Source organism: Streptomyces sp. SID4985, assembly GCF_009863025.1.
GTDB lineage: Bacteria > Actinomycetota > Actinomycetes > Streptomycetales > Streptomycetaceae > Streptomyces.
The window spans coordinates 1-8370 of the sequence record NZ_WWIR01000531.1 but is presented as its reverse complement, the minus strand read 5'-3'; the positions used below and the strand labels follow the sequence as shown (position 1 = coordinate 8370).

Annotated in this window: 6 protein-coding genes and 1 rRNA gene; 3 read left to right on the top strand and 4 right to left on the bottom strand. The window is 71.3% G+C overall.

Going from position 1 to position 8370, the window contains the following annotated elements:
* Together GTW40_RS23140 and GTW40_RS23135 are read right to left on the bottom strand one after the other, a co-directional pair.
* Positions 1-146: ribosomal RNA gene (locus tag GTW40_RS23140) — 16S ribosomal RNA — on the bottom strand; the annotation flags it as partial.
* 641 nt (positions 147-787) lie between these two features.
* Entirely contained in the window at positions 788-1336 is a 549-nt protein-coding gene (locus GTW40_RS23135; RefSeq protein WP_161182112.1) for a MarR family transcriptional regulator, read from the bottom strand.
* A 147-nt stretch (positions 1337-1483) separates the two neighbouring features.
* Between GTW40_RS23135 and GTW40_RS23130 the strand changes: the two genes are divergently transcribed.
* Positions 1484-2743 carry an MFS transporter gene (locus GTW40_RS23130; protein ID WP_202486302.1) on the top strand — a complete coding sequence of 420 codons (1260 nt, stop codon included), beginning with the start codon at positions 1484-1486 and terminating at the stop codon, positions 2741-2743.
* A 35-nt stretch (positions 2744-2778) separates the two neighbouring features.
* Here the strand turns inward: GTW40_RS23130 and GTW40_RS23125 are convergent, their stop codons facing one another.
* Together GTW40_RS23125 and GTW40_RS23120 are read right to left on the bottom strand one after the other, a co-directional pair.
* The gene (locus GTW40_RS23125; RefSeq protein WP_161182111.1) at positions 2779-4434 is read right to left on the bottom strand and encodes a SpoIIE family protein phosphatase; all 1656 of its coding nucleotides are present in this window, start codon (positions 4432-4434) and stop codon (positions 2779-2781) included.
* 129 nt (positions 4435-4563) lie between these two features.
* Positions 4564-5937, bottom strand: coding sequence for an NAD(P)/FAD-dependent oxidoreductase (locus GTW40_RS23120; protein WP_161182110.1), 1374 nt, complete (start codon positions 5935-5937; stop codon positions 4564-4566).
* Positions 5938-6314: 377 nt separating this feature from the next.
* On the opposite strand from GTW40_RS23120, the gene GTW40_RS23115 reads away from it, so the two are divergent.
* Entirely contained in the window at positions 6315-7016 is a 702-nt protein-coding gene (locus GTW40_RS23115; RefSeq protein WP_161182109.1) for a TetR/AcrR family transcriptional regulator, read from the top strand.
* 266 nt (positions 7017-7282) lie between these two features.
* A partial coding sequence (locus GTW40_RS23110) for a sigma-70 family RNA polymerase sigma factor (RefSeq protein WP_161182108.1) occupies positions 7283-8370 on the top strand: 1088 nt, incomplete at its 3' end.

Genomic DNA, 8370 nt, shown 5'->3' with positions numbered 1-8370 from the left:
GGCTTGTCCCAGAGTGAAGGGCAGATTGCCCACGTGTTACTCACCCGTTCGCCACTAATCCCCACCGAAGTGGTTCATCGTTCGACTTGCATGTGTTAAGCACGCCGCCAGCGTTCGTCCTGAGCCAGGATCAAACTCTCCGTGAATGTTTACCGGTAATCCGGTGCAACACCACGATGAGCGGAACAGTCGAGCGGAATAGGCTCGACCGTTCACAGCGTCCTCGCTGTGTTTTTTCAAAGGAACCTCGTCCCGATCGTGATGACCGGAGACGGGGTATCAACTAAATCTGGCGTTGATTTTTGGCACGCTGTTGAGTTCTCAAGGAACGGTCGCTTCCTTTGTACTCACCCTCTCGGGCTTTCCTCCGGGCTTCCCTTCGGTGTTTCCGACTCTATCAGATCGTTTCCGTTCCGATTTCCTCGGCGCTTTCCAGGTTCTCGCTTTCGCGTTTCCCTTTCCGGCGGTTCCGACTCTATCAGATCCTTTTCAGTGTCTGACCCCCAGTCAGCGGGGTTTGTCTTCCCGGCCTCGCGGCCGTTCCGACGTCTCAAACCTTAGCGGATCAACCCCGGCAGTTCCTAATCGGGCTGCCGAGCCTCATTCGAATTGAATTCGGACACGCCGAAAGCAATCCCAGGGGGAGATCGTGCTGGTGGTTTGTGGTGCCGCTCGAAGCGGCGGAGTGTTGCGGGAGAACCGTTACGTCTCCGTGCAACCCGAAGAACTTTACGGATCCGCAGGGGACGAGTCAACCCCCGCTGTCAAGATTTTTTTGAGCGGCAGGTCAGTCCAGGTCGGTGAGCCGACCGTCCGCGTCCGGCTGGGCGTGCTCCACGCGGCGCAGGAGTCGGGTGAGGACCTCTCCGAGTACGGCGCGCTCGGCCGGAGTGAGGTCCTGGAGCAGGTCCTCCTCGAAGACGGTGGCGAGGCGCATGGCCTCCAGCCACTTCTCGCGGCCCCCGGGAGTCAGCTCGACGATGACGCGGACGCGGTTGGACTCGTCGCGCTCACGGGTGACCAGGCCCTCGCCCACCATGCGGTCGATCCGGTGGGTCATCGCGGCCGGCGTGAGGCCGAGCCGCTTCGCCAGCTCGCCGGGGCCCATGCGATAGGGGGCGCCGGACAGGACGAGTGCCTTCAGGACCTCCCACTCGGCGTTGCTGATGCCGAGCTCGGAGGTTTGGCGGCCGTAGGCGACGTTCATCCGGCGGTTCAGCCGGGACAGCGCCGACACGATCTTCTCGACCTGGGGGTCCAGGTCCCGGAACTCGCGCTGGTAGGCGGCGATCTGTTCTTCGAGTGTCGGCTCCGTGACGCCGGGGGTGTCGGCCATGGGCGCAGTATGGCACGGGCTCTCCTTGCTTTGAAGTCCTTCGGTATGTAATCTTTAGCTTCGAACTTTAGCTTTGAAGTCTTCAGTCCTAACTAGTAGGACCAACCGGTGAAAGAGGTGAACGTGACCAGGGCGATGGGGGCGGCGATGCGCCGCATCCACGTGGGGAACGCACTCAGTGCGTTCGGGCTCGGCTTCACGGTCCCGTATCTGTACGTCTATGTGGCGCAGGTGCGGGGACTGGGAGCGATGACGGCGGGACTCGTGCTCGCCGTCTTCGCCGCGGCCGCGCTGGTCGTGCTGCCCTTCGCGGGCCGCGCGATCGTGCGGCGCGGACCGCTGCCCGTCCTGCTCGCCGCCCTGGTCCTGGCCGCGCTCGGCGCTCTGGGTCTCGGCCTGGCGAGCAGCGCGGCGACGGTCATGGTGACGGCGGCGGCGCTCGGCGCCGGGCAGGCCGTGATGCAGCCCGCGCTGGCGACGATGATCGTGGACTGCTCGGCGACCGAGACCCGCTCGCGCGCGTTCGCGATGCAGTTCTTCCTGCAGAACCTCGGGCTCGGCATAGGCGGACTGATAGGCGGCCACCTCGTCGACACGACGAAGGTCTCCTCCTTCACCCTGCTGTTCGCGTTCGAGGCGGCGATCTTCCTGCTGCTGGTCGTGGTGATGACGACGGTGCGGATGCCGCGCGCGCCCCACATCGCGGACCAGCCGGAGGGTGCGGCCAGGGGAGGCTGGCGGCAGCTGGCCGGCAACCGCGCGATGGTGCAGCTCTGCGTCCTGGGATTCGTTCTCTTCTTCGCCTGTTACGGCCAGTTCGAGTCCGGGCTGAGCGCGTACGGCGTGGAGGCGGCCGGGATATCCGCCTCCACCCTCGGCACGGCGCTGGCGGCCAACACGATGATGATCGTCGTGGCGCAGTTCGCCGTGCTGAAGCTGGTCGAGCGGCGGCGCCGGTCGCGGGTCATCGCGCTCGTCGGGCTGATCTGGACCGTCGCCTGGCTGGCGGCGGGGTACGCGGGGCTCGGGCACGGCAGCCGGGAGATGGCCACAGCCGCGTTCGTGTCGACGTACGCGCTGTTCGGGCTGGGTGAGGCGATGCTGTCGCCGACGCTCGCCCCGCTGGTGGCGGATCTGGCGCCCGAGGGCAGGGCCGGTCAGTACAACTCGGCCTTCGCGCTGGTCAAGCAGCTCGCGCTGGCCATCGGTCCGGCGGTGGGCGGTCCGCTCGGGGCCTCGCTGCACGCGCCGTACATCGTGACGTTCGTGCTGTTCTCGCTGGCGATCACCGTGCTGGCGCTGCGGCTGGGGCGGCGGCTCACGGCCGGGCAGGACCGGCCGTGGTCGCTGGTGCAGAGCCGGGTGGTGGCCCGGGGCAAGGCGTCGGCGGAGTCCGTCAGCGCCTGAGCCCCCTCAGCGCCTGCCTCTCCGGGGCCCCGCCCTCAGCTCTTCGGCAGCAGGAACTCGCACCAGACCGCCTTGCCGCCGCCCGGTGTCTTCCGGGCACCCCAGGACGAGGCGATCGTGGCCACGATGTCGATGCCGCGGCCGGACTCGTCGGCGGGTTCGGCGCGGCGGCGGCGCGGGAGGTGGTCGTCGCCGTCGGTGACCTCGATGATCAGGCGGCGGTCGGTGCGGCGGAGCCGGAGCCGCATGGGCGGGATGCCGTGCTGGAGGGAGTTGGCGACCAGTTCGCTGGCGGCCAGGACGCCCAGGTCGTGCAGTTCGACGGGGAAGCGCCAGCTGGTGAGCACGCCGGAGGCGAAGGCGCGGGCGCGCGGGGCCGCCTCGATGCCGCCGAGCAGGTCGAGGGCGGCGTTGCGGAAGAGGTCGCCCTCGGGGCCGGTGCGCGCGGGGTGCTGGAGGACCAGGACGGCCACGTCGTCGTCGTGGTCGGCGGTGACTCCGGCAGAGCGGACCAGTCGGTCGCAGACGACCTGGGGGCTGCCGGTGGCTCCGGCGAGGGCGCGTTCCAGGGCGGCGATCCCCTCGTCCAGGTCCTCGTCGCGCCGTTCGACCAGGCCGTCCGTGTAGAGGACGGCCATGGAGCCGGGGCCGAGGGGGACCGAGCCGGAGGCGTGCACCCAGCCGCCGGTGCCGAGCGGAGGGCCGGTGGGTTCGTCGGCGCGCAGCACGGTGCCGTTCTCGTCGCGGACGAGGATCGGGAGGTGGCCGGCGGAGGCGTAGACCAGGCGGCCCTCGTTGGGGTCGTGGACGGCGTAGACGCAGGTGGCGATCTGGTTGGCGTCGATCTCGACGGCGAGGCCGTCGAGCAGCTGGAGCACTTCGTGGGGCGGCAGGTCGAGGCGGGCGTAGGCGCGGACGGCGGTGCGGAGCTGGCCCATGACGGCGGCGGCGCGCACGCCCCGGCCCATGACGTCGCCGATGACGAGGGCGGTGCGGCCGCCGCCGAGGGTGATGACGTCGTACCAGTCGCCGCCGACCGCGGCCTCGGTGCCGCCGGGCTGGTAGGTGGCGGCGACGCGCAGGTCGTCGGGTTCCTCCAGGTCCTGGGGGAGCAGGGAGCGCTGGAGGGTGACGGCGGTCTCGCGCTGGCGGCGCTCGCTGGCGCGCAGGCGTTCGGCGGCCTCGGCGTGGTCGGTGACGTCGGTGGCGAAGACGAGGACGCCCGCGTCGCGGTCGCCGCCCTCGGTGACCGGGGTGCAGGTGAAGGTGTAGAAGCGGCCGTCGACGGCGCGGCGGGACTTCAGGGTGCGGGAGCGGCCGCTGCGCAGCACCTGGTCGAGGAGGGGGAGCAGGCCCAGCTCGGAGAGTTCGGGGAGAGCCTCGCGGGCGGGTTCGCCGGGGGTGCGGGCGCCGAAGGCCGCGCGGTAGGCGTCGTTGACGTAGGCGAGGCTGTGGTCGGGCCCGTGGACGAGGGCGACGAGGGCCGGGACGCGGTCGAGGACCTCGCGTGCGGGCAGTTCGTCGACGGCGGGGACGAAGGCCGTCTGTCCGTCGGGGTGTTCGCCGCGGGCGGCGGGCACGGAGCCTTCTCCCGGTGGGTTCGGGGACACCGCCTGCACCGCCTGCTCGGTCCGTGCCGCGGCGCGGCGCTGCGTTCCGGGGAGCCGGGCGCTCCAGCGCGTGAAGTTCACAGTGGGGAAAGCCTCGTGTGTGCTGAGTGCGGGCGGATGCCCGGCCGGGGACATGGGCAGTCTGGCAGGTGGCCGTCCGGGGCGATATCCGTCAGACGCCCCGGTGCCGGGTGGAGTTCCCGGGTCCGGTCAGGACGACCCCTTCGGGTTGTCGTACGGGGGATGCGGGGGAATTCCACCGGCCGCCAGTTCGAACTCTGCGCGAGGGTGTTCGAGCGAGCCGAGCGAGACGATCTCGCGGCGGAAGAGTCCGGCGAGGGTCCACTCGGCCAGGACGCGGGCCTTGCGGTTGGCGGTGGGGATCCGGCTCAGGTGGTAGACGCGGTGGATGAGCCAGGCGGGGAATCCGGTGAGCCGCCGTCCGTACACCTGGGCGACTCCCTTGTGCAGGCCGAGGGAGGCGACGGAACCGGCGTGGGTGTGCGCGTAGGTCTCCGGGGGTTCGCCGCGCAGGGTGTGGACGACGTTGTCGGCGAGGACCCGGGCCTGGCGTACGGCGTTCTGGGCGTTGGGCGCGGTCTCGGTGCCGGGTCCGGCGGTGACGTCCGGGACGGCGGCGGCGTCGCCCGCGCCCCAGGCGTGCGGGGTGTCCTCGACGGCCAGCTCGGCGGTGCAGCGCAGCCGGCCGCGTTCGGTGAGCGGCAGGCCGGTGGCGGCGAGCAGGGGGTGGGGGCGGACGCCCGCGGTCCAGACGAGGGTGCGGGTGGGGAAGCGCTGTCCGTCGCTGAGTACGGCGATCCGGTCGGCGCAGGACTCCAGGCGGGTCTCCAGCAGGACGCGGATGTTGCGGCGGCGCAGCTGGGTGACGGTGTAGCGGCCCAGCTCGGGGCCGACCTCGGGGAGGATGCGGCCGGTGGCCTCGACGAGGATCCACTTCATGTCCTCGGGGCGGATGCCGGGGTAGTAGCGGGTGGCGTGGCGGGCCATGTCCTCCAGTTCGGCGAGGGCCTCGACGCCCGCGTAGCCGCCGCCGACGAAGACGAAGGTGAGGGCCGCGTCGCGGACGGCTGGGTCGCGGGTGGAGGAGGCGATGTCGAGCTGTTCGATGACGTGGTTGCGCAGTCCGATGGCCTCCTCGACGGTCTTGAAGCCGATGCCGTGCTCCGCGAGGCCGGGGATCGGCAGGGTGCGGGCGACGGAGCCGGGGGCGAGGACGAGTTCGTCGTAGCCGAGGAGTTCGTCCGGGGCGTCGCGTTCGGCGGTGGCGAGGGTGCGGACGGCGGCGGTGCGGGCCGTGTGGTCGAGGGAGGTGACCTCGCCGACGACGACACGGCACCGGTCCAGGACGCGGCGCAGCGGGACGACGACATGGCGGGGCGAGATCGAGCCCGCCGCCGCCTCCGGCAGGAACGGCTGATACGTCATATAGGGGTCCGGGCTGACGACGGTGATCTCGACATCGCCCTGTCTGAGCTGCGGTTTCAGCTTCCGCTGGAGACGCAGGGCGGTGTACATCCCGACGTGGCCGCCGCCGACGACCAGAATGCGCGCGCGTTCCTTCACCCTCCCATGACGCACCCGGCGCCTTTGTTTGTCCACAGCCCCGGCGATTTGTGTGACCGGAAGACGGTTGCGCGTCGCGCCGGACGCGCCGCCCGGACGGGGGAATCGGACGGTGCCGTCGGGTGCCACGGGCGGTCGTGAAGGCATGGAATCCGGACATAGATGGCTCGTAGTCCGATCGGGGGCGCACTGTGCGGAACCTACCCCTTCTGAATTGACGCCCTCTCAACTATGTTCATGTGTCGACGGAGTGCGGGGAATGTGGCCGAACGGGGCCCGCGCGGAGCGGTTCCGCTCAGGGACCGGGCCGGTTCCGCGTACGTCCGGCATCAGTGGCGGGGAGTCTCCGGGGGGAGACGTCATCACCGGGGGAACACATGCATCTTCAGGACACGCACTGGTCGGCCGCGTCCGTCGTGACGCCCGGCGGCAAACGCGGGGACGGTCCGCGCTCGGCGCCGCTGCGGGTGGACGCGCAGCGCAATCTGGAGCACGTGCTGCGGGCGGCGCGTGAGGTCTTCGGCGAGCTGGGGTACGGCGCGCCGATGGAGGACGTGGCGCGGCGCGCGCGGGTCGGGGTCGGCACGGTGTACCGGCGTTTCCCCAGCAAGGACGTGCTGGTCCGGCGGATCGCCGAGGAGGAGACCGCGCGGCTGACCGAGCAGGCGCGGGCCGCGCTCGGTCAGGAGGACGAGCCGTGGTCGGCGCTGTCGCGCTTCCTGCGGACCTCCGTGGCGTCGGGCGCGGGACGGCTGCTGCCGCCGCAGGTGCTGCGGGTGGGCGTCGCGGACGACGAGGCCCGCGTGCCGCAGCAGCGCTCGCAGCCGGTCCCCGGTTCGGGTGAACTCCGGCTGGTGGCGGACGAGTCCACGAGCGTGGCCGCGCTGCTCGAGGTGGTCGGCCGCCTGGTGGACCGGGCCCGGGCGGCGGGCGAACTCCGCCCCGACGTCTCCGTGGCCGACGTCCTCCTGGTCATCGCCACGGCGGCTCCTTCCCTGCCGGACGCGGCCCAACAGGCCGCCGCTTCCGCCCGGCTGCTGGAGATCCTGCTGGAGGGCCTGCGGTCCCGCCCGGCGTAGGCCCGCGAGGAACGATGCCGGGCCCGGTGACTCCGCCGGGCCCGGTGACTCCGCCGGGCCCGGACGCCGTAGAGCCCTCCGCATCTCACCTCCGAAGATCAACAACACCCTTGCGTGAACGCTCTGTTCGGATCCTGTTCGCAAGGCGTGCGGATAATCCGCCCGGACGAGTGATGGGTCGGACGAGTGGCCCAGGGGTGTAAACCTTTGTGGCACCCTGAGCCGGTACGGAATCGGCTGTGCCGGGCATCGGGGGATTTTCGGGGATGAGTGTCGACGGGTGGGACGGCGCGCGCGGTGAGGGCGACGCGGAGTCCGGGGGGCTGACGTCGCCGCAGGTGCCGAGCCAGGGCGGCCGCGGTCCCGGGGCCGAGCAGCCGCGTCAGGCCGAGTCCGCCGAGGCGAGTCTCCCCGCTCAGCGCGAGGGCAGTGTGCTGCCGCCGCCGCGTGACATGCCTCCCGTCGACATGCCTCCCGCCGACAGCGAACTGATCGAGCGGATGCGGGCCGGTGACGACTCCGCGTACGAGGAGCTGTACCGCAGGCACGCCGACGCGGTGAAGCGCTACGCGCGTACCTGCTGCCGCGACGGCCACACCGCCGACGACCTGACCGCCGAGGTGTTCGCGCGGATGCTCCAGGCGGTGCGCGGCGGTTCGGGCCCCGAGTACGCGGTGCGCGCCTATCTGCTGACCTCGGTGCGCCGGGTCGCCGCGCACTGGACCAAGTCGGCCCGGCGCGAGCAACTAGTCGACGACTTCGCGGTGTTCGCGCAGCAGTCCGCCCGTTCCTCCGAGGTGTCCGACGACGACACGCTGGAACTCGGCGCCGACGTGCGCGCGATGCACGAGGCCGAGCAGTCGATGGCGATGCAGGCGTTCCGCTCGTTGCCCGAGCGCTGGCAGGCCGTGCTCTGGCACACCGAGGTGGAGGACGAGTCGCCGAGCGACGTGGCCGTGCTGTTCGGCCTGGACGCCAACGGCACGCGCGTGCTGGCCAGTCGGGCCCGTGAGGGGCTGAAGCAGGCGTACCTCCAGGCCCACGTCAGCGCGAGCCTCGTGAGCGACGAGGAGTGCGCGCGCTACGCCGACCAGCTCGGCGGGTACGCCCGCCGCAAGCTGCGGGTGCGCGCCGAGCGGGGCCTGCGCAAGCACCTGGAGGAGTGCGCGAAGTGCCGGCTCGCGGCCGCGCAGATCCAGGAAGTCGCGAGCGGTATCCCGGCGGTCGTGCCGGTGGCCGTCATCGGCTGGTTCGGTGCCGCCGGGTACGCGAAGGCCCTCGGGGTCATCGCGGGCGGCGCGGGTGTCGGCGCGGCGGGTGCCGCGGCGGCGGCGACCGGGGCCACCTCGGGTGG